Source organism: Aquaspirillum soli (assembly GCF_054781915.1).
Genome location: NZ_BAAGTM010000022.1, coordinates 1 through 24455, shown reverse-complemented (window position 1 = coordinate 24455; position 24455 = coordinate 1). Strand labels below are relative to the sequence as shown.

At 50.9% G+C, this 24455-nt stretch carries 19 protein-coding genes and 1 pseudogene; 18 read left to right on the top strand and 2 right to left on the bottom strand.

All coding sequences use genetic code 11. The features are described from left to right. From ACYVJG_RS12355 to ACYVJG_RS12305, 11 genes are all read left to right on the top strand, one after another. On the top strand, positions 1-344 hold a 344-nt coding region (locus ACYVJG_RS12355), incomplete at its 5' end, for a DUF4214 domain-containing protein (RefSeq protein ID WP_460431321.1). A gap of 118 nt (positions 345-462) precedes the next feature. Further along, positions 463-1452: an endolytic transglycosylase MltG gene (gene mltG, locus ACYVJG_RS12350; RefSeq protein WP_460431320.1), complete on the top strand. Its 990-nt coding sequence runs from the start codon at positions 463-465 to the stop codon at positions 1450-1452. A gap of 2 nt (positions 1453-1454) precedes the next feature. Further along, entirely contained in the window at positions 1455-2105 is a 651-nt protein-coding gene (tmk, locus tag ACYVJG_RS12345) for a dTMP kinase (RefSeq protein WP_460431319.1), read from the top strand. Then, a complete protein-coding gene (gene holB, locus ACYVJG_RS12340; protein WP_460431318.1) occupies positions 2102-3088 on the top strand; it encodes a DNA polymerase III subunit delta' in 987 nt (328 codons plus the stop codon). Before tmk ends, holB begins: the two co-directional genes overlap by 4 nt. A 6-nt stretch (positions 3089-3094) precedes the next feature. Then, positions 3095-3880, top strand: a complete 786-nt coding sequence (locus tag ACYVJG_RS12335; protein ID WP_460431317.1) for a TatD family hydrolase — start codon at positions 3095-3097, stop codon at positions 3878-3880. Continuing rightward, positions 3862-4659, top strand: coding sequence for an MBL fold metallo-hydrolase (locus ACYVJG_RS12330; RefSeq protein WP_460431316.1), 798 nt, complete (start codon positions 3862-3864; stop codon positions 4657-4659). The genes ACYVJG_RS12335 and ACYVJG_RS12330 overlap by 19 nt, the downstream gene beginning before the upstream one ends. Before the next feature lie 654 nt (positions 4660-5313). Beyond that, positions 5314-7227, top strand: coding sequence for an ATP-binding protein (locus ACYVJG_RS12325; RefSeq protein ID WP_460431315.1), 1914 nt, complete (start codon positions 5314-5316; stop codon positions 7225-7227). 37 nt (positions 7228-7264) lie between these two features. Continuing rightward, the gene (locus ACYVJG_RS12320; protein WP_460431314.1) at positions 7265-8392 is read left to right on the top strand and encodes a response regulator; all 1128 of its coding nucleotides are present in this window, start codon (positions 7265-7267) and stop codon (positions 8390-8392) included. A gap of 12 nt (positions 8393-8404) precedes the next feature. Beyond that, on the top strand, positions 8405-8773 hold the full coding sequence (locus tag ACYVJG_RS12315; protein WP_460431313.1) for a response regulator transcription factor: 369 nt from the start codon (positions 8405-8407) through the stop codon (positions 8771-8773). Beyond that, positions 8774-11797: an ATP-binding protein gene (locus ACYVJG_RS12310; protein ID WP_460431312.1), complete on the top strand. Its 3024-nt coding sequence runs from the start codon at positions 8774-8776 to the stop codon at positions 11795-11797. Next, positions 11794-12411: an excisionase family DNA-binding protein gene (locus tag ACYVJG_RS12305; RefSeq protein WP_460431311.1), complete on the top strand. Its 618-nt coding sequence runs from the start codon at positions 11794-11796 to the stop codon at positions 12409-12411. The genes ACYVJG_RS12310 and ACYVJG_RS12305 overlap by 4 nt, the downstream gene beginning before the upstream one ends. 42 nt (positions 12412-12453) lie before the next feature. Here the strand turns inward: ACYVJG_RS12305 and ACYVJG_RS12300 are convergent, their stop codons facing one another. After that, positions 12454-13062 (bottom strand): LysE family translocator, encoded by a 609-nt coding sequence (locus ACYVJG_RS12300; protein WP_460431310.1) that lies wholly within the window; start codon positions 13060-13062, stop codon positions 12454-12456. A gap of 160 nt (positions 13063-13222) precedes the next feature. Between ACYVJG_RS12300 and ACYVJG_RS12295 the strand changes: the two genes are divergently transcribed. The 5 genes from ACYVJG_RS12295 to ACYVJG_RS12275 all read left to right on the top strand — a co-directional run bounded on the left by ACYVJG_RS12295 (position 13223) and on the right by ACYVJG_RS12275 (position 23303). Then, the gene (locus ACYVJG_RS12295; RefSeq protein ID WP_460431309.1) at positions 13223-14704 is read left to right on the top strand and encodes an aminotransferase-like domain-containing protein; all 1482 of its coding nucleotides are present in this window, start codon (positions 13223-13225) and stop codon (positions 14702-14704) included. A gap of 200 nt (positions 14705-14904) precedes the next feature. Then, the gene (locus tag ACYVJG_RS12290; protein WP_460431308.1) at positions 14905-17466 is read left to right on the top strand and encodes a response regulator; all 2562 of its coding nucleotides are present in this window, start codon (positions 14905-14907) and stop codon (positions 17464-17466) included. Positions 17467-17494: 28 nt separating this feature from the next. After that, positions 17495-18586 (top strand): HD domain-containing phosphohydrolase, encoded by a 1092-nt coding sequence (locus ACYVJG_RS12285; RefSeq protein ID WP_460431307.1) that lies wholly within the window; start codon positions 17495-17497, stop codon positions 18584-18586. A 74-nt stretch (positions 18587-18660) separates the two neighbouring features. After that, positions 18661-20724: a PAS domain S-box protein gene (locus ACYVJG_RS12280; RefSeq protein WP_460431306.1), complete on the top strand. Its 2064-nt coding sequence runs from the start codon at positions 18661-18663 to the stop codon at positions 20722-20724. Beyond that, positions 20721-23303 (top strand): sensor histidine kinase, encoded by a 2583-nt coding sequence (locus ACYVJG_RS12275; protein WP_460431305.1) that lies wholly within the window; start codon positions 20721-20723, stop codon positions 23301-23303. Before ACYVJG_RS12280 ends, ACYVJG_RS12275 begins: the two co-directional genes overlap by 4 nt. A gap of 51 nt (positions 23304-23354) precedes the next feature. Here the strand turns inward: ACYVJG_RS12275 and ACYVJG_RS12270 are convergent. Further along, positions 23355-23626, bottom strand: a pseudogene (locus tag ACYVJG_RS12270) (DDE-type integrase/transposase/recombinase); the annotation flags it as partial. Positions 23627-23714: 88 nt separating this feature from the next. Here ACYVJG_RS12270 and ACYVJG_RS12265 point away from each other — a divergent pair. Beyond that, positions 23715-23885 (top strand): transposase, encoded by a 171-nt coding sequence (locus ACYVJG_RS12265; RefSeq protein WP_460431304.1) that lies wholly within the window; start codon positions 23715-23717, stop codon positions 23883-23885. Then, the coding region (locus ACYVJG_RS12260; protein ID WP_460431303.1) for a hypothetical protein at positions 23882-24455 on the top strand (574 nt) is incomplete at its 3' end. The genes ACYVJG_RS12265 and ACYVJG_RS12260, both read left to right, overlap by 4 nt.

The following is a 24455-nucleotide window of genomic DNA, read 5'->3' as shown; positions in this document are numbered from 1 at the left end:
GCTTGTTCCAAACCTTCCTCAACCGCGATGCCTCGGTCAGTGAATGGCAACTGGGTAAACAAGCCGCCACCGACTATCAAGTCGGCCGGCTGTCGGCGGATGTTATCTTTGCTTGGTTCCAAGCCCATAACAGTAGCTTGGCCAAGATGGATAACACCACCTACGTTCAGACCCTGTACCAAAACACCTATGGCCGTCAAGCCAACACCACCGAGCTCAACGGTCATCTGGCTGAATTGCAAAACAACAGCCTTGACCGCAACGGCCTCGCAGTCAAAATCGCCGCCAGCAGCGAAGCCATTACCGCCATCGGTACGGTGATGCAGTTTGATGGGTGGGTGTAGCAAAGTCTGGTTGAGACATTAACCCAATTCGGGCGCCCACTGTGGCGCCCTCACCATTCCAAAAAAGCCCTTCCTACGGTGTGTTATCATTCGCCGTCCGTTTTTTTCTTGCTTTTTCATGCGCAAACTTCTTTCTTTGCTGGTTATCTTAGGCTTGTTAATCACAACTTGGCTCACTTGGGTAACCTTTATTCCTCATACTCCTGAATCCATGCCCTTGGTCGTTGATGTGCCAGCGGGTCAAAGTCTTTCACAAACGGCTGAACAATTTGCACAGCAAGATGCCATTAAAAGCGCATGCGCGTTTCAAATTGTGGCGCGGTTGACTGGCTTGGATACGCGCATCAAAGCGGGGGATTATCGTCTTGTGAAAGCCACCTCGATGTGGGAGTTATTTGCTCGCTTAGAAAAGGGTGAGGCTGGCGAATACACCATTACCGCTTTCGAAGGTTGGACGTTCCGCCAATTCCGGCAAGCCTTAGCCAAACATCCTGCGCTTAAACATGACACAGCGGCTTTGTCCGACCGTGAGCTACTACAAAAACTGGGCAGTGAGCATGACCACCCTGAAGGGTTATTCTTTCCTGACACCTATTTTTTCTTAAAAGGCACCAGTGAATTTGCTTTACTGAAACGTGCTTATGACAAAATGCAGCAAGAATTACAACGTGCATGGGAAGTTCGCCAGCCGAATTTGCCCTATCGAAATCCCTATGAATTACTCAAGATGGCCAGCATTATTGAAAAAGAAACCGGCCATGAAGAAGACCGCGCCCATGTTGCAGCGGTGTTTGTCAATCGTTTGAATATTGGTATGCGCTTGCAAACCGATCCCTCGGTGATCTACGGCGTTGGCGCTGCGTATAACGGCAAAATTACCAAACGGCATTTGTTGACTGATACCCCGTACAACACCTACACCCGTTCGGGCTTAACCCCCACGCCGATTGCGTTACCTAGCCGCGCTGCGTTAGAAGCGGCAGCCAATCCGGCACCAAGTCGAGCTTTATATTTTGTGGCACGGGGTGATGGCACGTCGCAATTCTCAGAAACCTTAGACGAGCACAATGCAGCGGTGCGGAAATACATTCTTGGAAAAGGAGATTGACCATGCCTTTGCCAATGGTGCAACGTGGGCGTTTTTTGACATTAGAAGGGATTGATGGTGCGGGAAAATCTACCCATGTGCCGTTTATCGCCGAGTATTTACAACAACAAGGCATCGCTGTCTGTCTGACTCGTGAACCGGGTGGAACGGTATTAGGCGAGCAATTGCGCCAGTTATTACTCGATCCTGCCACCGAGGTCAGTTTGAAAACTGAGACTTTACTGATGTTTGCCGCACGCCAAGAGCATTTGCAGCAGCGGATTTTGCCAGCTTTGGCGCGGGGTGAATGGGTGTTATGTGATCGCTTTACTGATTCGACGGTTGCTTTTCAAGGTGGTGGGCGTGGGGTGCCACTGGCAGCGATTGAGCAGCTAGAGCAATGGGTTCATGCAGATTTACAACCCGACTTAACCCTATTGTTCGATGTGCCAACTGATATTGCCCATGCTCGCCGGCAGCATAGCGGTCAAGCCGCTGATCGTATTGAACGCGAAGCCGACAGCTTTCATCAACGTGTCCGCCAAGCGTATCTACAGCGCGCCGCTGCCGCACCACAGCGTTTTCATGTATTAGATGCCCGTTGTAGCGTTGCTGAGTTGCAACAGCAGATTGCTACCCGCTTGACTGCCTTTATCCACGAGGGCCGACCATGAGATTGTTGCCGTGGCAACAGGACAACTGGCAACAGTTGATGCGGCAATGGCAACAGTTACCCCATGCGCTGTTATTGACTGGCCCGCATGGGATTGGCAAAGCCGCATTTGCCGAACAATTAGCAGCGTCATTGCTGTGCGAACGCCCCCGTGACGACCATCTCCCCTGTGGCGCTTGTCAAAGCTGCCATTGGATGTTGCAAAACTCACATCCTGATTTTCGCGTTTTACGCGCGGATGAGGAAGAAGATAAAGACAAACCGCGTAAGCTGGCACAAATTAAAATCGAGGCCGTGCGCGATTTGATTGATTTTGCTCACCTATCGGCCCATCGCAGTGGGCGGCGGGTGGTGATGATTGACCCTGCCGATGCGTTAAATACGGCGGCGGCCAATGCCTTGCTTAAAATTCTCGAAGAACCCCCCGAGGGCGTGCATTTTCTATTGTCTTCCGATCATCCCCACGCCTTGTTGCCAACATTACGCAGTCGTTGTCGGGTGTTTCCACTGTCGATGCCCGATTGGAAACAGGCGTTACAATGGCTCGATCAACAAGGGGTGAAACAGGCGGATGCGGAATTGGCATTGGCCGGTGGTGCGCCGTTCGCGCTGGATGATGCCGAACTGGTGAAACAGCGGGAAGCCTTGCTCAAGGTCTTGCTGTCTCCCTCGGTGCTAGGCATTTTAGATGTTGCACAACAACTCGACCGTGCGCGGTTACCGTTTGCCATCCCTTTGGCGTGGTTGGATAAATGGCTGCATGATTTAGCCGTGGTGCGCTATCAACGACCTGCGCGGTTTTATCCCAATTACACGGCTGCCTTACAGGGCTTGGCGGAACGCATCTCGCCGATTGCTCTGATGCAGTTTCACGATCAGCTGCAACAGCGTTTGCCGTTTGGTCAACACACTTTAAATCTGCGCTTGCAACTTGAGGCCATTTTATTGGCCTATGCAGCGTTATTCCCTTCTTTGTCTCATTAAGAAAATATGTTAATCGATTCACACTGCCATTTAGATTATCCCGAATTTACTAGCCGCATGGATGATGTCCGTGCCGCAATGCAACAACAAGGGGTCAGTCATGCCCTGCTGATCAGCGTCAATTGTGATACCTACCCCTCTGTGCGGGCTTTGGCAGAAAGTTATGACAATTTTTGGGCCACCGTTGGCGTGCATCCTGACGTGAAAGACGCGCCAGATTTCAGTTTTGAAGAACTGTGCCACGAAGCGCAAGCGGCGAAAATTATTGGTATTGGGGAAACTGGTCTCGATTATCACTGGCACAAAGACCGCCCAGAGTGGCAACGTGAGCGTTTCCGGACACATATTCGCGCAGCGCGGGCAACAGGGCTGCCGTTGATTATTCATACCCGCGAATCAGCGGTGGACACCCTCGCTATTTTGCGAGAGGAACAGGCGGATGAAGCAGGGGGGGTGATGCACTGCTTCACCGAAAACTGGGAAACCGCCAAACAAGCCTTGGATTTGGGGTTTTATATTTCTTTTTCTGGCATAGTGACCTTCAAAAATGCCAAAATCGTGCAAGACGTTGCGAAACGGGTGCCATTAGATCGTTTGTTGGTGGAAACCGACGCCCCTTATCTGGCACCGGTGCCGCATCGTGGAAAAGCCAACGAGCCTGCTTTTGTACGGCATGTGGCCGAGTTTATTGCCCAGTTGCGAGAAGTGCCATTAAGCGAAGTTGCCGAGGCTTCGACAGCAAACTTCTTCCGGCTGTTTAAGAAAGCCCAACCATGTCAGACCATGCCATAACCCTATCCTCCTTGGCTGGTGAGGCCATTATTCTTGGATCGGGTGCCAGCGCAGGGACGCCAGTGATCGGCTGTCCGTGTGCGGTATGCCACAGCCCCGATCCGCGCAACCACCGTACCCGCGCATCGACCGTGGTGAAAATCGCTGGCCAAACCTTGCTGATTGATACCAGCCCCGATCTACGGTTACAAGCGTTGCGCGAAGGCATTCATCATCTCGATGCCGTGTTATACACCCATCCGCATGCCGATCATTTAAATGGCATCGATGACTTGCGCGCCTATTGTTTCCATTCACGGGCAGCGATTCCGGTGTTTGGTAACCGGTTTACCATCGACAATATTTTGGAACGCTTTGGCTATGCCTGCCTGCCCCCGGGGAAATATTGGGATAAGCCGGTATTAACACCGCAGGCGGTTGATAGCCCGTTTCAATTCCAAGGTTTGACGATTACCCCGATTCCACTGATTCATGGCCCGTGGGAGATTTTTGGCTGGCGGATTGGCAATTTTGCTTATCTGACAGACCTGAACCAACTGCCGGAAAGCTGTTTGGCGCTGTTGCAGGGATTGGATGTGCTGTTTCTCGATTGTTTGCGCGAAGAGCCTTATCCCTCGCATTTAGGATTTGGCCAAGCCCTAGAATTGGCAGCGGTGATTGGTGCGCGACAGACGGTGTTGATTCACATGACCCACCAAATGGAATATCAAGACATGCTCAACCGTTGCCCACCCTCGGTGGTGCCCGGTTATGATGGGCTGCGTCTGGCCTTTGCTTAATCCTTAAGTCCTCAAGCGTGGCAAAATTGCCACGCTTTTACCTGATTTCCTTAATTTTCATTTTTCTCTTCTTTGACGTTGATTGCATTTTTTCCTCGTCCCCTGCTCCGCCCTCCTTTGCATTTTTTTAGAAAACGCCCTGCTTTCTAACATTTTCCCGAAATTTTTCGCTTTTCTTGATGTTTTATTTTTTGAAAAAACCGTTTTTATTGCCTCATCGTCAGTTTACCGACAAATTCTCAAAGAAATTGAGAATTTCAACAGAAACAATTTTAATGCAATCAAGAAAAATTTAATTGTTGATTGATGTAAGTCAAATGATAAAATGCCAATGGTTAATCTTTCCTGACTGTTTCGTGATATAAATGAAATGTCATTAAATTTTATTTTTAAGTCATAAATCAATTGCTTGTATGATTTTGTCGGGAGATTTTTTCAGTCGATTGGCATTTTTGTGCTGTTGTAAATACAAAAGCCGTGTCTTTTTATGCTCTTGTTTTTGTTTTTTCACGTTTAATGAACGCACCGCATTCTGTTGCTATTGAAAAAAGTCGTAATTTTCTAATATATTGATAAATATGGTAACAAAAAAGGCCTTTTCTGCTGCTTTGCGTTAATTTTTTACCGATTTAGGTATAGTTCAAAGTCTCTGCCATGAACCCACAACGCCCTTCCCAAGTTTTCTTCTCACGTCTGACACATGAACTGCGTACACCGCTCAGTGCTTTGTTGGGCCTGACCGAACTACTCAGCCAAACGCCGTTAAATACGCAACAGGCTGATTTAGTGAGCAAAATGCAGCGTACAGGCCACAATCTGTTAGAGCTGGTCAACGATTTACTGGATGCTGGCCGCATTGACAGTGGTGCTTTGCGTTTAGAACCGGTGCCGATTGATGTGACCGAACTGCTCAACAATCTGCGGGCAATCTGTGTGCCGTTGGCGGTGGCGCGGGGGATTGAGTTTTACTTTGACGTGGCGGTAGATGTGCCGCGTCGGATCGTGGCAGATCCTCTCCGTTTGACGCAAATTGTCACCAATCTAGTCAGTAATGCCATTAAATTTACTGAAAAAGGCTGGGTATTACTTGAGCTCGGGGTAATTTGTGATCGGGCGGGTCGGCCCTTGTTGCAAATTCGGGTGCGAGACAGTGGGATTGGCATGGATGAGGCGCAGTGTGCCCGTTTATTTCAAGATTTTTCCCAAGGCGAAGGCATTGTAACTCGCTTCGGTGGCAGTGGTTTGGGCATGGCGATCACCGACAGCTTGGTCAAAGCGATGGACGGAAAAATCACGGTCAGCAGTCGTCCCGGGCTGGGCTCTACGTTTACAGTGATTCTGCCGCTGACGTTGGTGGGCGGGGAGCATGTGTTTGAGTCTATCCCTCGCTTGGCAGGCAATGCTTTGATTATTGACGAAAACAAAGTCGGGCGTGCCTTGCTGGCGGTGATGTTAGACCATCTCCACATCGCCTCGATTGGGGTGAGCAATATCCAAGAAGCGATTACGCTATTGGATGAAATGCCCCATCTACGGGCGGAATTAAACTATGTTTTTCTGGCCGATGGCCGTTCCGCTGCCGCTTTGGAAGAGGCCTGTATGCTGCTGCGGCACCATGCCGATATGAATAGCCGACTGTATGTCGTCACCCATCCGGGGCGGCAGTGGGATGACAGCTTGGTGGCGGTGGATGGCCGTTTGGAAAAGCCGCTGGATTTTCCGGTGTTGGCGGCACAACTGCGCGGCGATGTGCCGCCACCGTCACAAACCCCCACCCGCAGCACGCCGATATTGCATGGCAAAACGGTGTTGGTGGTCGAAGATCAAATGGTATTGCGCGAGCTGTTGTGCCATTGGTTAACTGAAGAAGGCGCCTCGTGTCAGGCTGTAGCCTCGTTGGCGCAAGCAGAAGCGGTGTTATCGCATGTTGCACCCGATTGGATTTTCCTCGACCGCCATTTACCCGACGGCGACAGCCTGCCGCGCTTACCGCATTGGTTAAGCCGCTTTGCGGTTGGCACGGTGCCGCATGTGGTGTTGTGTACAGCGAATCCTGAACAAAAAGAAAAAGAAGCGGCGTTTGCGGCGGGGGCCTGTGCCTTTCTACCAAAACCGTTTACGCCACTGCAACTGCGCCATTGCCTTGAACATCCGCATGTCCCCACTCCGCCCCCGATGGCCGTGGTGCCACGCCAGATGAAACAAGGCACGGTTGAGGCCATCAACTTGGGCGAGGCATTGCGCTTTAGTGGCGGTAAATTGCCCTTGGCACGGCGCATGATTGCCTTGTTTGCCAGCCATCATCAACACAGCGTTGAGCGACTGTTAGATGCCTTGCAACAACAAGATTATGTAGAAATATCGCGCATTGCCCATCGCTTACGCGGCGCTGCTGGTTCAATCGGGGCAGTGGAATTACATCGGATTGCCAGCCAATTTGAAGGCGTAGCTCTGCAAACTCTGCCAGAGGACGTGCTGCGCCATCGGGTGTTGCAACTGTGTGATGCCCTGTCTGCTGTCAATCACGCAGCGGAAGACATGGCTGAACAAGACTTTGCCAGCGCCTAACTATTGATTTCTAGACTAACGATTCGAGAGCTCTATCATGGAAAAATTACTGCATGTCGATGACGATCCGTTTCAACTGGAATGGGTGCAAGCGGTGTTTGAAGGGGAATATCAGGTGGGTGCCTATCCCGATGCTGAGTCCGCCCTGTCCCAGTTACAGCAACTTGAATCGGAAGAAAAACCCACGGTTGCTATTTTGGATTTAGACCTGCCGGGGATGAATGGCTATGAGCTGTGCCGCCACCTGCGGACAGATCCTGAATTAGAGGACATGGCGATTTTGATTTTATCGGCGCGGGATAGTTTGCCCGATCGTCTTGAAGCCTATAACTGTGGTGCAGATGATTACTTTATTAAGCCGGTCGAAATGGCCGACTTGCACTACAAAGTCAATAATCTGTCATCGTTGGCCAGTGCGCGGCGACAAGCGCGTTTGGATGCCATGCAAGCCAATCAAACCACTTTCTCGGTGATGACCGCTTTGGGTGAAACCGGTGTGGTCTTGGGCTTGATGCGTGATGCTGCCAGCTGTCAGGATGAAACCAGCTTAATTCAGTGTGGTTTAGATGCGCTGGCTCAATTTGGCTTACAAGCGATTATCGAGGTCAATTCCTGTCGTGGGCGCTATCTGAATAGTCATGGTGGCGAGCCCATTCCCATCGAGCAAGAGATTTTGCAACATGCCAAAACGATGGACCGCATTTTTGAATTTCGGCAACGGGCGGTATTTAACTATCCCTCGGTGACCATTTTGATCAAAGACATGCCACTGGACGAAGAAAGACATGGTAGATTGCGCGACCATGTTGCACAAATTGCCGAAGGCATGAGTTTACGCGTGGCAAGTTTGGATTATGTTTATACTGCATTGCAACAGCAACGCCAGTTGTTGGAAACACGCAGCAGCTTGCTTGGTCTGTCCCAGCGTTTACGCAGTGAGCTAGAACAGCAACGCGAGAACAGCAAAAGCATTTTGCAAGAAATGACGCATAGTTTAGAGACCATCATTCATTGTTTTGATCTCAAAGAAACACAAGAACATGCGCTGAAAGAAGTTATCGACCATGCGCGTTTCTCGGTGGAAGATTTGCAAAATCGAGAATTAGAAGTCGAAACCGTGTTGCAACAACTGATTGCACAACTCGACCGCGCCTTAAACTGTTGATCGGAGCCGGCCTTGAATAAACCGATAGTGTTGATCGTGGACGATCAAGCCAATTTGCGTAAATTGCTGCGGTTGTCTTTATGCCAAGAGTATGACGTGATTGAGGCAGAAGACGGTGCTGGGGCGTTGAAATTGGTTCGTGAACACCGGCCACAGGTGGTTATTTTAGATGTGATGATGCCGGGGGAGTTTGACGGTATTGAAGTCTGTCGCCAAATCAAAAAAGACCCTGCACTGGCTAACACCGGCGTGGTGATGGTGACGGCACGCGGTCAGGCCAGCGATATTGAAAGTGGGATGGCGGTGGGCGCTGATGCTTATTTCCCAAAACCCTTCAGTCCGTTAAAACTGTTGGCTTTTCTGCGTGAGCATTATCGCTAAATGTCCAATCCGTCTTTATTGCCTCGGCTATTGTGGGCTGCCGCTGCGATTTCGCTTTTGACGGCGATAGCTGTTGCCGGTGTGTCCTCTGCTTTTATGCAGCGTTGGATTGTGGGTCATTTGCAAGCGCAGCTAGAACATGAATCGATACAGACTGCGAAAAATATCGAGTTGCGCTTTCATGCTGCCTTGATGCAGCTTGATACGCTGGCCGCTTCATCTGGCTTAAGCACTTTGATTCTTGAAGGGCGACCATTACAAGATCGCAATGAATTTATCGCCAAGGTCGATGACCCGATTTTACACAGTCGCTTGTCGTTATTTGTCAACCGGCCCTTGGGCCCCGACCCTTATCAGCTTGCTTCGGTATGGGAACATGGGCAAATGCTGGCGGTGTTGCGTAAAGAACCGTTGGAGTGGACGGTGTTGATTGCGCGGCCAGTGCATCTCTCTAGCCGCTCGGGGCCGGCAGCAGTGTTGCAGCTTGAAATCCCCATGCAATATCTGTTGGTGCAAGACTTTGACTCAGTACAACATGCGATTGTCACCGAGCAAGGGCAGCGTTTGGTGGGGACGATTGTGGCGAATACAGTAGAAATTCGCACCCCCCTGAATCTGGCATGGCCATTAGATCAACTGCATTTATCGTTAGTGTCTAGTGTGTCGATGGACAGTGCATGGCAAGAATTGTTTGCGTTGTTTCGATTGCAAATTGCCATTGTGATTTTGTTGCTGGCGGGGGTGTTGACTGCTTGTTATATCGTCGCCCGCCGCCTAATGCATCCCTTAGTCCATTTAGGTGAGGCAGCACAACACATTACCCGTACCGGACAGTTACAACAACGCTTACCGACTCAGACGGGGTTTGCCGAGTATCAACGTCTTGCCCGAGTCTTTAATGCCATGATGGATCGTTTACAGGCCACACAGGAAGCACAGGAATACAAAATTCAACAACGTACCGTGATTTTGCGTGAACGAGAAAGCTCGTTGCGGCGACAATTTGAGGTCAGCGATTTAATCACCGAAAGCCAAGCGCAAAAAATCGCTAATGTGCCGTTGCCGGTGTTGTTACATCAGCTGTTACAGCGGCTGTTGCCATTGTTAGAGAGTGAAGTCGGTTTAATTGCCGAGGTGCGCGACAATCCGCAGGGACAGCCGGTGTTGTGTCATTACGCACTGGCCTCAACCGCCACGCGTGATCACGCCCGTTATCTCTATGGCGAGCAATATCAACCCCAAACCGGTTTTTTGAGTTTAGATGAAGCACTACAACGGGTGATTGTGCAAGGCCGCCCTATCGTGTCGAATCTGCCGGCGCTGCCTCCCGCTGATGCGCTGAATGAACCCAAACTGAGCAATTTTTTGGGGTTGCCGTTGGCGGTGGGCGGTAAGGTGCTCGGGGTCTTGGGGCTGGCTAATCGAGAGGGGGGCTATGAAAGCCACCACATTGATCTACTCGAACCCCTGTTAGCCAGTTTGGCCGGCATTATTGATGCATGTCATGCCGACCAAGCCCGCGAACGTGCCGAACATGCGCTCTCGGCCAGTGAACAACGCTTAGAGCTGGCGGTGCGCGGTGCCACGATTGGTTTGTGGGAATGGGATGTGTTGCACGACCGGATGGCAATTAACCATCTGTGGGCGGGGATGTTGGGGTATGAGGTTAAAGAACTCGACCCACTCAACCTAACGCGGTGGTGTGCCTTGTGTCATCCTGATGATGCTTTAGTGGTACGCAGTCTATTACATGCCCATTTAGACGGTCATGCGCCTGACTTTGAATCCGAAGTGCGGATGCGCCATCGGGATGGTCGTTGGTTGTGGATTTTGGCTTCTGGTAAGGTATCGGAACGAGATGGCAATGGCCGCGCATTACGGATTAGTGGAACTCACCTGAATATTACCGAGCGGCGGATGGCAGAGCTGCGCTTGCAAGAACGCACTAAACAACTGCAAGCGATTTTCCGCATGAGTCCCGATGGCTTTGTGTCGTTCGATAGCCAAGGGGTGTTGCGCTATGTCAGCCCAACCTTTGAACGCCTAACCGGATTGAGTGAAACCATTTTAATTGGGTTATCACCAGCTCAATTTGATGCAGCCTTGCAAGACCGTTGTGCACCTGAGGCCCCGTATCGTGGTTTAGCCTCGTTACGGGCGCGGTTGAACAGCGCTGGCGATGGCCCACGCGAGGGACGCGAAAACCGCGAGTTGTTTGAATTGCGTTGGCCGCGTAAGGCGATTATTGAAGTGGGTATTTCGGAAAGTAGTAACGACTCGGTGAACGTGTTGCTGTATTTTCGCGATGTGACGGCAGAAGTGGAAGTAGAACGGCTAAAAAGCGAATTTCTTTCCACTGCGGCCCACGAATTGCGTACGCCAATGGCCAGCGTATATGGTTTTGCCGAATTGTTGCTCAACAATGACTTTGATCAACAAACTCAGCGTGATTTGTTGACCACGATTTATGAGCAATCGGGTTTATTGGTGCAAATTATCAATGAATTGCTCGATTTGGCGCGCATTGAGGCGCGGCGTGGCAAAGATTTCCGCTTACAAACCTTGTCTTTGAATGAGCTGCTGTGTGACACCGTCAATGGCCTAAAAATGCCGGGCGATGATCGCTCAGTCGTGGTGTCGTTGCCGTCCCAACCGGTATTGGTTCATGCCGACAGCGGTAAATTGCGACAGGCTTTTAACAATGTTTTATCCAATGCCTATAAATACTCACCCAATGGCGGTGAAATTCGCTTGGTTTTGTCGGCTGAGGTGGCAGAACAGCCTCACCTATGTGCGATTCAAGTCAGCGATCAAGGTATTGGTATGTCCAGCGAACAGCTGGCGCGTGTTTTTGAACGGTTTTATCGCGCAGATAGCTCTGGAAAAATCCCCGGCACAGGTTTGGGGATGAGCGTGGTGAAAGAAATTATTGAACTGCATGGCGGATATGTCACGGTGGACAGTCGTTTTGGGGCTGGTACCACAGTGACCGTCTATCTGCCACTCATAGGGGAAACAAAATGACTCATGGACTGACGCCTGACCAGCCACATTGCACAACGCGTGAGGCCGCCGAACGGCTTGGAGTGTCGTTGCGAACGGTGCAGCTTTGGGTAGAAAGTGGCCGGTTGCCGGCGTGGAAAACACAAGGGGGTCATAGACGGGTCAGCGTCGATGCAGTGGAACAACTCTGCCGCGCCCAAGGCAATCCCCCGCCCGGTACAGGGCATAAACGTATTTTGTTGGTGGAAGACGATATTGCCATGATGAAGCTCTATCGTATCAAACTCAGCTTGATGTTACCGGAGGCACAGTTTTTTGAAGCCGCTTCGGGGTTTGATGCCTTGTTAGCGATTGGCCGTTTTCAGCCCGACTTTCTGATTTCCGACCTGCGGATGCCCGACTTAAATGGTTTTGCCTTGCTGCGTTATCTGTGCTCGCGGCCAGAACTGGCCCATTTGCATGTGGCAGCCGTCACGGGGATGGAAAGCCATGCCATTGAAGCTGAAGGGGGGGTACCGGCACGGGTACGGGTGTTTGCAAAACCAGTGGACTTTGCTGCCTTGTCCGATTGGTTGCAACAGGCCAGTGATAAAGACCCAGTGATGTTGGGGGATGATTTGGATTATATCGATTAACCTCCGGTCGGCTCCCTGCTGTGTGCAGGGAGCACCGTCCATCTAGGCCATGACATGCCGCCATTCATCAACTAACAAATAGACAGCGGTAGCAGCCAATAACAGCGCCATGCTGTAATTAAAGCTGCGTAACACCCATGGCTGGTGCATCCACCGCCGCAAGGCATCGCCCGTCCACGCCCACAGCGCAATGCAGGGGAAATTCACCACCGCACAACACACGCCCAATAACAAAGCATCGCCCGCGTGGCTGTCGGCAGGCAAAAACAAAATCGCTACGTTCAATACCATCATCCACGCTTTGGGATTGACCCATTGAAACGCTGCTGCGCCTAAAAAGCCCAAAGGCTGGTGTCCGCCCCGAGAATCGGGCCGATCGGCTTGGGTTTGTTTCCATGCCAACCACAACAAATAGCTACATCCAACCACCATCAACGGTAAGCGCACCGCTTCTAACCATTGCATGATCCATGCAAAAGCCAACGCCACTAATGTCACCTGTACGGCATGGCCGATGCTGATGCCGAGCATGTGGGGTAATGTGCGGCGGAAGCCAAAATTGACGCCACTGGCTGCCAACATCAAATTATTTGGGCCGGGGGTCACCGAGAGGCTGGCCACATAGGTCATCAAAGGAATGTCTAACATCATAATGTCACCTCGTGCTGTGAATGATTCGGTGACACTACGATAACGGGTTTAGTGTTATGGTTACAGTGGCAAAAATAAAATTTTATATGGGTTACAGTGATGCGAAAAACACACTGTAACCCTTGCTGTGCTGATGAACTGTGATGTGATAGAGAACAAAATGGACAGATCCGACAATATGCCCTTTGTGGTGGGCCCGAGTCATGACACACCGACTGAAATGCCGCGTTACCTGATGTTGGCAGAAGCGTTGCGTGCCGCAATGCAAGATGGCCGTTTACCTGCTGGGGCGCGTTTGGCCTCGGTGCGTGAAGCAGCAAAACAGCGTCAGGTCAGTTTAAACACCGTGTTAGCAGCCTATCGCCATTTAGAAAGTCGTGGACTTATCGAGGCTCGCCCACAGTCGGGCTACTATGTGCGATCACAACTGGCCGCACCACCGCTGCCAACAACCACGGTTCCCGAGAGCGAGGCGCAGCCAGCCGATTTAGTGGTGTTAAATCAAATCGCAGCGGTGTTAGCCGCCAATCAACGGCAAGACCATATTGATTTGTCTTTGGCCTGTCCAAAGGGGGGCGATTTTTATCCGGGGGCGAAATTAGGCAAATTGGTACACGAGTTAACGCGGCGTAAACCAGAGTTATTGACTGATTATTGCCTGCCGCCGGGCCCATTGTTATTGCGTCAAGAAATCTGCCGTCATGCCCATAGTCTTGGCATGGAATTAGACCCTGCACAAATTTGCCTGACCAATGGCTGTATGGAGGCGTTACAGCTGGCGTTGCGTGCGGTGACTCGTCCGGGCGATACCGTCGGTTTAGAGTCACCGACTTACTTTAACCTGTTACCACTGCTTGATCGTTTGGGTTTGAAAACGGTCGAAATTCCCACTCATCCAGAAACGGGGTTGGCGGTTGATGCGGTCGAGCTGTTATTACAAGAAAAACGCCTGCAAGCGATTGTCGCGATGCCGAATGTGCACAACCCCTTGGGCTGTTGTATGCCGCTGGCGGCTAAGCAGCGTTTAGCGCGTTTGGTGAATGACTATCGGGTGCCACTGATTGAAGATGCGTTATACGCTGAATTGCAGTTTGATATGCCGCTGGCCCCTGCGGTGAAGGCGTTTGACCGCGATGGTTGGGTGTTGGTGTGTGCGTCTTATACCAAAACGTTGGCCCCCGGCTTTCGGATTGGTTGGATTGAAGCTGGGCGATTTAGTCGTGATGTGGCTGATTTGAAATTTTGTTCTTCTGTTGCACAACCGGCATTGTTAGCTGAAGCCACTGGGCTATTCTTACAGATGGGAGGATATGAACAGCATTTACGCCGTTTGCGCCGTTTATATGCAGCGCAGTTAGACCGCCTGCGTGGATTGTTAGCGGCGCATTTCCCTGTTGGGACTCGTGCGACTGCACCGCAGGGCGGATTTTTGCTGTGGGTGGAATTGCCGGAGGGATGTGACAGTGCCTTATTATTCCGCCAAGCCCTGCAACATAAAATTTCTATCATGCCTGGCACGCTGTATTCACCATCCGGGCGTTACAACCGTCATATAAGGTTATCAGGTTGTTACCCTTTTAGTGAACGTCATATAAAAGCGCTGTTACAATTAGGGGAATTAACCAATAAACAATTAGGTTAAACAGGCGATTGAGAAATACAAGATTTATGGCAATAAGTATAGAATCAAGTCGTTTTTAATACTTAATTGTGATTTTAGATTGATTGTTAGGGTAATCTGTTGCTATCCTCCTGTCTTGAACCGTTTTTCGATACGAAAGCTGTTTCCATGTTCAGTCTGTTTTCTGACTTTGCCTGCCGTGCGATGGATGAGGGCGTGTAATGAGCGCACACAATGTCAATGCATCTTGCAATGAAGAAGGCACGCTGTCGCTTGAAGCCAGCCAAGCACGGCAATTAGCTGAAATTGCTGCTGACTGGTTTTGGGAAACCGATCAACAACATCGCTTTATCTATTTTTCCGAAGGCATTGTCAGACAAGGGATTGACCCTTTGGCCTTGCTTGGAAAGCGCCGTGATCAAATTGTCGATGTTTCACAAGAAATTCAATCTGGCGATCTAGAACAGCATATTGCGACTTTAAATGCCCATTTACCGTTCCGTAATTTTACCTACCGCCTCAAAGCTGCACCGGGGGTGGCGCCACGGTATTTATCGATTAGTGGGGTGCCGGTATTCAGTGAGCAAGGGACTTTTGAAGGTTATCGCGGTATTGTGCGCGATGTCACCGATGAGATTTCCTTACAAAAAGACCTTGAACGAGCCCGCGATGAGGCACAAGGGGCCAACCGTGCCAAAAGTGAATTTTTGGCCACCATGAGCCATGAAATTCGCACTCCCCTCAATGGCATTATTGGGATGAGCAGCTTGTTGTTACAAACTCGGCTTGATCCCGAACAAACCTATTTTGCCCGTACTATCGATGCCTCCAGCCATGCCCTGTTGTCGATTATCAATGACATCCTCGACATCTCGAAAATGGAAGCCGGGCGGCTAGAACTCGAGATTTCACCCTGTGATCTACCGCAACTGGCCGAAGGGGTGAAAAGTTTGATGGCCACACGCTTGGTCGGCAAACCTGTGTCGCTGATGCTCAGTCTCGATACCCGAGGTTTTGATTATGTGTTGGCGGATGAAGGGCGATTGCGCCAAGTGTTGCTAAATTTGGTTGGGAATGCCGTCAAATTTACTGAGCGCGGTACGGTAACCATTGAAATTTACTGGCAAAGCCTGCCAACAGCGGCAATGTCAGACCTGCCCGATGCCATTAGCGATACCTTAGAAGAAGCAGGATTGTTTGGTCGTTTGCGGGTGAATGTCCGTGATACCGGGATTGGTATTGCCTCAGAAGTGCAATCACGCCTCTTTACCATGTTTACCCAAGCCGATTCTTCCACCGCCCGCCGCTATGGTGGCACAGGCTTAGGTTTGGCGATTTGTCAGCGTTTGGTGGAACGCATGGGTGGGACGATTGGCCTTGAAAGCCAATTAGGGGTCGGCAGTGTGTTTTGGTTTGAACTGCCGTTACAAGTGTGCCCAGGACAGTCGGCGATCACCACAGAACAGCGGCCTTTGGCTGGCCTAAATGTGTTATTGATTGAGCCAGATGAAACCCTACGCAGTGAGATTGCGCGTTTATTGACGCATTGGGGGGCTCAAACTTCATTATTCAGTCAAACTGTCGAGGCACTAACCGATTGGCGTGAACATTGTGTCGGCGATGGTGACTATCATCATCCGGTGGATGTGATGATTGCCCGTCATCCCTTGCCCGGTATCAATGCACTCGATATTCGTACGCTGATGCAAAGCCATCCTAAAGCGCATGTGCCTGCGCTATTGCTGTTATTAGACAATCCTGCTTTACGCAGTGAGGTGCCGCAGCAAGAAGCCATTATCAGCATGAACACCGATCCGCTGGTACACAGTGTGTTGCTCGATCAACTGTTAACGTTATTGCCAGAGAATCACCCCACCTTACAACGTCCCTTATCCACGCCTTTGGTGCCCACGCCGATTACCGATATGCCGTTACGTATCTTGGTGGTGGAGGATAATGCGGTCAATCAACAGGTGATTAGCAGTATTTTGCGCCGATTAGGGCACGAGCCCGAGTTGGCACAAGATGGTGTTGAAGCATTGGAATATCTTGCTCGTCATCGTTACGATGTGGTGTTGATGGATATGCATATGCCACGCATGGATGGCCTAAGTGCCACGCGCGCACTGCGTAGCAGTGGGGGCGTTAACGCGAATTTGCCGGTGATTGCGTTGACGGCCAATGCGATGAGCGAAGACCGCCGCGCCTGTATGGCCGCTGGCATGAATGATTTTCTCGCCAAACCGGTGGATATTTCAGCCGTGGCAAATTGCTTACGCCACTGGCAAACCCGCCTACAAGAAACGCCTGCTCCCGAGCCTGTGCTTGCTGAAACTGCGGCCGAGGCCGAGGGCGATTCCTCATCTTCTTTCTCTCAATCTTCTCCTGTGGAGGCTAAACCTGTGTCCTCATTCGCATTGCCCGAAATTGTATTGAATAGCCCACTGCTCAATACCAGCAGTATGCAAGAGCTTGATGAGCTGCTGGGAGAGGAAGTGCGGCTACAGCTATTAGAGGATTTGTGGGCTGATGTGGATAGCAAATGGGCACAATTAGCTGCCTTAGCACAACAAGATGCTTCAATAGGTCTTGTCGAGTTAGCTCATAGCCTAAAAGGTTCGGCCGCCAATTTGGGGCTTGATCGGATGGCGGCGGCGTTGGGTCAACTCGAATTAGCCGGACGTGGTCACCAAAACGCACAAGGTTCGATTGCCGATTGTTGGTCGTGGGTGAGCTCGGTGGTGCCGGAAACCCGCGCCGCTTTATACCAAACCGGCGGTTGATGCGCCAAGACTGCAGGAGCATAGCGAAATGCTGCTTTATATCGTTGACGACAACCAAATCAATTTGGTTTTGTTTGAAAAGCTGTGTGGCTTGTTGCCTGCGGTCAATCAGGGTTTAGAAATTCGTTCTTTTCTCGATCCTTTTCATGCCCTCACCGCCTGCCAACAACATCTGCCCGATTTATTGCTGGTGGACTATATGATGCCCGGTTTAGATGGGTTGGAGTTGGTGGCTCGTTTTCGCCGTGAGCCGGGGGCGATGGATGTCCCTGTGGTGATGATTACCGCAGCCCAAGACCGCGAGATTCGTCATCGTGCTTTAGCCGCTGGCATCACCGATTTCTTGAATAAGCCGGTCGATCCTCTCGAGTTACAACCGCGTCTGACCAACTTGTTGAAGCTGCGGCAACAACACCTGCGGTTAAAAGACCGCAATCAATGGTTGGCAGAAGAAGTACGCAAGGCCACACGGCAATTGGTTGATCGCGAGATGGAAACCATCATTCGCTTAACCCGTGCGGCAGAATATCGCGACCCAGAAACCGGCGGCCATATTCAACGTATGGCGCATTACACGCGCTTGATTGCAAAAGCCTTGAAGCTGCCTGAAGAGCAATGCGAGTTGTTGTTGCGCGCAGCACCAATGCACGATGTCGGTAAGTTGGGGATTCCCGACCGCATTTTATTGAAACCTGGGCGGTTAAATGATGATGAAATGGTCATTATGCGTACCCATGCCCAGATTGGTCACGATTTGCTGCAGGGCAGCCATTCGCGTTTATTGCAAATGGGGGCGGAAATTGCGCTGCATCATCACGAAAAATTTGATGGTAGCGGCTATCCCAATGGTCTTAAAGGCGAAGAAATCGCCCTCTCCGGTCGTATTGTGGCTGTGGCGGATGTATTTGATGCCCTGACCTCTGCCCGCCCCTATAAACCTGCTTGGCCACTGGATCGTGCTTGTCAGTTATTGCACGATGAATCGGGCCGTCATTTTGACCCACGTTGTGTGGATGCGTTTTTCTCGGTGTGGGAGCAAGTGTTAGACATACGCAACCAGTTTCAAGATGATGAAGACACCCCACCGATGGTTGAACTCAGTGCCCTGAAACCGGCATAGCTGAGGCGGTTGTAGACCGAAGTGATAGCAGTCTATTCGGTCAAAAAATATGAGTTGAATAAGAGAATGTGTAAATGACATCGGTTGAACAATACCAAGCCGCCTTAGCAAAAATCGCTGAATTAGAAAAAACCATTGCCGAGCAACAAGCTCGGCTGTTGGCTGTAGAGGCCTTGGCAGAAAAATTGCGTCAAACTGAAAGCGATTTGCGTGTTCAACGCCGTCTGCTGCGAACGGTATTGGATGAAAGTCCCGACTTTATTATTCTCAAAGATCACCACGCCAAGTTTTTGCTATGCAATCGACCTGTGGCTGATTTTTATGGCACGACACCAGATGACATGGTGGGCAAAGACGATGGTGATTTCAGTGCCACCCCCGAGCAGGCCGAGTTTTTCCGGCAAAATGTCCTAAATATCATGGCGCGCGGCGAAACCGAGGTGGTATTTGAAGAATCCACCGATGATGAAACCGGAGACCGTCGATTCTTTCGCTCGATTAAAAAGCCTTTTTTAGATGAAGAAGGCCGACCGCAAATTTTAGTGATTGCCCATGACATTACCGACATTCGGATGGCGCAAATCAAGATCGAAGAAAGTGAACGCCGCCTACGCTATGCGCTTGAGGCCACTGGAGAAGGTGTGTGGGACTGGGATCTCACCACCAATGCGTTGAAACACAACCCCCGTTGGTTTGACATCTTGGGTTATAGTCGTGAGGAATTATCCGGTACGGTTGAAGACTTTACCCGCTGTTTATTGCCAGAAGAACAGCCCGATATTATGCAAGCCATCGAGTTTTGTCTAAAAGGTGGCGGAAGCTATCATCACGAACACCGGATGCGCCGTAAAGATGGGCGGGTGATTTGGGTGTTAGACCGTGGGGATGTGGTTGAACGCGGTGCGGATGGTGTGCCGTTGCGGATGGTCGGTAGCTTTGCTGACATCACGGCACGCAAAGAGGCTGAACAAGCGCTATTAAACGCCAAACTTCATGCAGAACGGGCCAGCCGCGCCAAGAGCGAATTTTTAGCCAATATGAGTCATGAAATCCGCACGCCAATGAACGGGGTGATTGGCATGACTAGCTTATTGCTCGACTCGGAATTGAACGAAGAACAACGCGATTTTGCTGAAACCATTCGCAGCAGTGCCGAATCGTTACTCACCATCATTAACGACATTCTCGATTTTTCAAAAATTGAAGCCGGCAAGCTCGAGCTTGATACCCAACCGTTCAAACTGCATGAACTATTAAATGGCTGTGTCGGTTTGATGAATGTTTCTGCCCGTGCTAAAGGCATTCAACTGGCACTGCAACTGGATTTGGCATTGCCGCGTGTGGTGTGTGGTGATGCAGGTAGAATTAAACAGGTATTGATTAACCTGTTGGGAAATGCCATTAAATTTACAGAAGTGGGCGAAGTCACCCTACAGGTTTCCATCCTGACATTAACCTCCTCCGCCTGCCAGATGCGGTTTGCGATCCGCGACACTGGCATCGGGATCAGCCCTGAAGGCGTGGCGCGCCTGTTCCAGCCTTTCTCACAAGTGGATACCTCGCCCTCACGCAAGTTTGGTGGAACGGGACTTGGCCTGTCGATCAGTAAACGCTTGATTGCCATGATGGGTGGCACGATTGGGGTCAACAGCGTTCAAGGCGAAGGGTCGGAATTCTGGTTTGAAATCAGTTTGCCATTGCCTGTTGAAGAGACTCATCCAGAAGCGGGCAGAGCGGCGAAACAGAAAACAGAATTGGTCGGACGGGTCTTGCTGGTGGAGGATAATCTGATTAACCAGAAACTGGCCGTGGCGATGTTGAAAAAACAAGATCTTCATGTCGATCTTGCTAACAACGGCAAAGAAGCGCTCGAAGCCCTGTCACAACATGACTATCAGTTGATTTTAATGGATTGCCAGATGCCGGTAATGGATGGCTTTGAAGCCACCGAACGCATTCGTGCAGGAGACGCCGGCAGCGTGGCAGCACAAACCCCCATCTTGGCATTGACCGCCAACGCCATGCCCGAGGACATCCAACGCTGTTTGGATGTTGGCATGGACGATCATTTAGCAAAACCATTTACCTTGGCCACATTACAGGCCACTTTAGTTCGTTGGTTAGGGCGGCAATCATGAGTACAACAGAACAAAAACCTCTTTTAGCTTTTTTCTATCATTGGGGCATTCGTGCAAAACTGATTTTTCTGTTTGTGCTGATTAAAGTCATTCCCTTGGTGTTATTGGCTTTGGTGGCGTGGGAAGGGGTGACCCATCTTGGCAAAAACATGAATGAACAATCCGACACCCTAACCGCAGAAGTGGCGAAGACGGTCGAGGAAATGGGAAAAACCTTCTCTAAAGAGGCAGAAAAGGCACTGAATGATCGGGCGCGTGAAGAATTAGAACGTTTGACTACCGACACTGCCCGTGCGGTGGCTGATTTTCTGTACGACCGCGATCAAGATATTCTGTTTGTTGCCAAGATGGAGCAAGACCTAGAACACTATCAACGCTTTATTCAACAACAGTTGCGTGGTGTGGTGGACAGTGGCGAATGGAAGCTGACCGCTGATGGTAAGGGCTGGGAGCCGGTAGTACCGCTGCAGAATTGGACCGAGCGCCAAGTTCACGCGACCAACGAAGAAAACAAACAAGACTTTCACTATCGCCCACCTGAGACGGTGTTACGCGAAAAATTAGTGCCGCTGTATCACGAAATCACCTTTGTCGATTTAACAGGGCAAGAGCGCATCAAAGTCTCGGCAACCGATGTACTGCCAAAAGAGTTGCGTGATGTCTCGAAAAAAGAAAATACCTATGCCAAGGCAGAGAACTATTTTGCCGAGTTACAAAAACTGAAGCCCGGTGAAATCTATGTGTCGGATGTGATTGGGCCGTATGTACCGTCACGGGTGATTGGGACCTTCACCCCAGAAAAAGCCGCAACCGCCGGCATTCCCTTTGAGCCCCAACAAGAAGCCTATGCCGGTAAAGAAAACCCACTGGGTAAGCGTTTTCAGGGCATTATCCGTTGGGCAACACCGGTTGAGAAAAACGGTAAGGTGGTGGGGTATGTCACCTTAGCCCTCGACCATCGCCATATTTTGGGTTTCACCGACCATTTATTACCCAATGACCAACGCTATGGACAAATTGCTGATCCAGCCAGTGGCAACTACGCCTTTATTTGGGATTATCAAGACCGTTCCGTTGCCCACCCCCGCCATCACTCCATCGTTGGTTTTGATCCGAATACCGGTGAATATGCCACACCGTGGTTAGAGGCCTCGTTATACGAAGGTTGGCAAAAGAGTGGTTTGCCCCTGCGTGAGTATCTGAAAAATGTCCCGATTTTCGATCAACAAACACGCAATAAAAAACCAGCCAAAGCCTTAAATAAGGCTGGCACTGTCGGTTTGGAGTGTCGCTATCTTAATTTTGCCCCACAGTGCCAAGGTTGGCACGACCTGACCCAGTTTGGCGGTTCGGGGTCGTTCTTGATTTTGTGGACAGGGGTATGGAAGCTGACCACTGCCGCGACCATTCCTTATTACACCGGCCACTATGGCAATACTTTGCGGGGTTTTGGGTATGTGACCATCGGTGCCAATATCGACGAATTCCAAGAGCCAGCTAAACAAACGGCTGCACAGATGAGCGAGCGAGTCAGTGAATTTGCCAGCAAGATGAAGCAGCGACAGCAAGAAATCAGCGATCTTATCGACCATTCCTTACAACGCACTGCCTTTAGTTTGTCGGTTTCGACGATGCTGATGGTGATTGTGGTGGTGGCGATTGCGATTTGGCTGGCCTCGATGCTGACACGGCGGATCACGGATTTGATTAGCGGCTTGTACCGCATCGAAAGTGGTGAATTTGGTTTCCGTTTCCCGAAAGGATCGGATGATGAACTGGGACGCTTGAACGACTCGATGAACCGCATGGCGCACAGTGTCGAGGAATCTTTTGAACGGGTAGAAGAAGCGCGGGCACAAGCTGAAGAGGCCAATCGCATGAAAAGCGATTTCCTTGCGCGTATGTCGCATGAACTGCGTACCCCGCTGAACGGTATTTTAGGTTTTGCTGAATTGCTGCGGATGGATGCCGCCAATGATGAAACCTATGAATACGCTGACACCGTCTATCAAAGTGGCAAGCATCTACTGTCGCTCGTGAATGATGTATTAGACCTTGCCAAAATTGAATCGGGCAACATGGTGTTAGACCATTGCCGCTTCCCACTGTTGCCTGCTTTGCGTGATGTGATTGGTTTAAATCAGGCCTTGGCAGCAGAAAAAGCATTGCCGATTGCCTTGCATATCGATAGCAATTTACCGGAGCAATGGGAAGGTGATCCAATTCGGGTACAGCAAGTGTTTAATCATCTGTTAAACAATGCGGTGAAATTTACCCGTCACGGCGAAGTGCAAGTCCATGTCAACTGCGATGAGCATGAGCTTCATATTCGAGTCGAAGACACTGGGCCGGGCATTCCCGAAGCAGAGCATGAAAAAATCTTCGAGAAATTCCGCCAAAACGCCAATTTCACTACCCGTGACCAAGGCGGTAGCGGCCTAGGGTTGGCACTGGCGCGAGAATTGGCTTGGTTAATGGGCGGTAATGTGGTGTTGGTACGCTCGGTGGTAGGCGAAGGCTCGTGTTTTGAGCTGCGGTTACCGATTGAGGCAAAATGTGTTGTACCTGCAAAAGCCTAGGTGTTCAGTCCCACGCTGTGCTGGATTGATCCTGAGTCGTTCAGGCTCTTTTGTCCAGGGATGGCATACTTGGGTCAGGCGGTGCTCAATTCCATTGGCGTTGCACAGCCGATCAAACGGAATAGCCCAATTTCCTTCTGTTCCCCTGCGTACGGCAAATTGGATACCGTTGTCAGTGAGGATGGTATGGATTGCGTAGGGCACCGCTTCAAGCAGACTGGAAAGGAAATCACGAGCAATCAAGCGCGTCGCTCGTAGATGCAGTTCGGCGTAGGCAAATTTGAGGTTCTGTCGATGGCCACAAACAGGTACAAGCGGCCTTCATAGAATCTCCGCAAGGAAACCCCTGACTTGAGTCAGGGGAGGAATTGCGGGTGCGCGAAGCGCACCATGTGGTGTAAACTGTGACGCATGATTGATGTTGTCACGAAACGTAATTGCGTCTATCAAACGGCGTACCATGTGATCTGGTGCCCGAAGTATCGGCGCGACGTACTGATTGGCGCGGTGGCATCAGCGCCGAAACCATCCGTCGCTACATTGAGCGTTCCGAGCATGTCACCAAGAGGCGATAAGGGATGATGCGCACGGCGTCGATTCGGCTGGCATTGAGCGCGGCACAGGCTAGAGCGCTTGCCGCGCTGCGAACGGCCTACGCGGACGCCTGCAACCGTCTTGTTCCCATCGTACGCGAGCACCGTCTCTACAACCGCGTCGGCCTGCACCAGCGCACCTATACGATGCTGCGCGAAGTGACACCGCTGGGCAGTCAGATGTGCTGCAACGCCATCTTCTCGGTCTGCAAGGCGTATAAGGCACAAAAAGAACTCGGGCGCATCAGGAAGGATGCGCCCATCCCCGACATCCGCTTCAACCGCGCCAGTGTCCACTTCGACAAACGCACCTACACCCTCAAGGGCAAGACCGTCTCGCTCTATACCCTCGATGGGCGTATCACCGTGCCGTTGCGTCTCGGCGAACACCAGCGTCGCATTCTCGACTCCGGCCAGCCGAAGGAGGCGGAACTGGTCTTGCGCAACGGGCAATGGTTTTTCAACCTCGTCGTCGAGCAGGGCGACGTTGAACCCGTGGCATCCGGCCCTGTGCTGGGCGTGGATGTCGGAGAAAACAATCTCGCTGCCCATAGCTTGG

Excerpts from the sequence above, each read along its gene's own strand:
- ACYVJG_RS12265 (WP_460431304.1), top strand. The coding sequence starts at position 23,715 with ATGATTGATGTTGTCACGAAACGTAATTGCGTCTATCAAACGGCGTAC.
- ACYVJG_RS12275 (WP_460431305.1), top strand. The coding sequence starts at position 20,721 with ATGAGTACAACAGAACAAAAACCTCTTTTAGCTTTTTTCTATCATTGG.
- ACYVJG_RS12310 (WP_460431312.1), top strand. The coding sequence starts at position 8,774 with ATGTCCAATCCGTCTTTATTGCCTCGGCTATTGTGGGCTGCCGCTGCG.
- holB (WP_460431318.1), top strand. The coding sequence starts at position 2,102 with ATGAGATTGTTGCCGTGGCAACAGGACAACTGGCAACAGTTGATGCGG.
- tmk (WP_460431319.1), top strand. The coding sequence starts at position 1,455 with ATGCCTTTGCCAATGGTGCAACGTGGGCGTTTTTTGACATTAGAAGGG.
- ACYVJG_RS12330 (WP_460431316.1), top strand. The coding sequence starts at position 3,862 with ATGTCAGACCATGCCATAACCCTATCCTCCTTGGCTGGTGAGGCCATT.
- ACYVJG_RS12290 (WP_460431308.1), top strand. The coding sequence starts at position 14,905 with ATGAGCGCACACAATGTCAATGCATCTTGCAATGAAGAAGGCACGCTG.
- ACYVJG_RS12320 (WP_460431314.1), top strand. The coding sequence starts at position 7,265 with ATGGAAAAATTACTGCATGTCGATGACGATCCGTTTCAACTGGAATGG.
- mltG (WP_460431320.1), top strand. The coding sequence starts at position 463 with ATGCGCAAACTTCTTTCTTTGCTGGTTATCTTAGGCTTGTTAATCACA.
- ACYVJG_RS12325 (WP_460431315.1), top strand. The coding sequence starts at position 5,314 with ATGAACCCACAACGCCCTTCCCAAGTTTTCTTCTCACGTCTGACACAT.
- ACYVJG_RS12285 (WP_460431307.1), top strand. The coding sequence starts at position 17,495 with ATGCTGCTTTATATCGTTGACGACAACCAAATCAATTTGGTTTTGTTT.
- ACYVJG_RS12295 (WP_460431309.1), top strand. The coding sequence starts at position 13,223 with ATGGACAGATCCGACAATATGCCCTTTGTGGTGGGCCCGAGTCATGAC.
- ACYVJG_RS12300 (WP_460431310.1), bottom strand. The coding sequence starts at position 13,062 with ATGATGTTAGACATTCCTTTGATGACCTATGTGGCCAGCCTCTCGGTG.
- ACYVJG_RS12280 (WP_460431306.1), top strand. The coding sequence starts at position 18,661 with ATGACATCGGTTGAACAATACCAAGCCGCCTTAGCAAAAATCGCTGAA.
- ACYVJG_RS12335 (WP_460431317.1), top strand. The coding sequence starts at position 3,095 with ATGTTAATCGATTCACACTGCCATTTAGATTATCCCGAATTTACTAGC.
- ACYVJG_RS12305 (WP_460431311.1), top strand. The coding sequence starts at position 11,794 with ATGACTCATGGACTGACGCCTGACCAGCCACATTGCACAACGCGTGAG.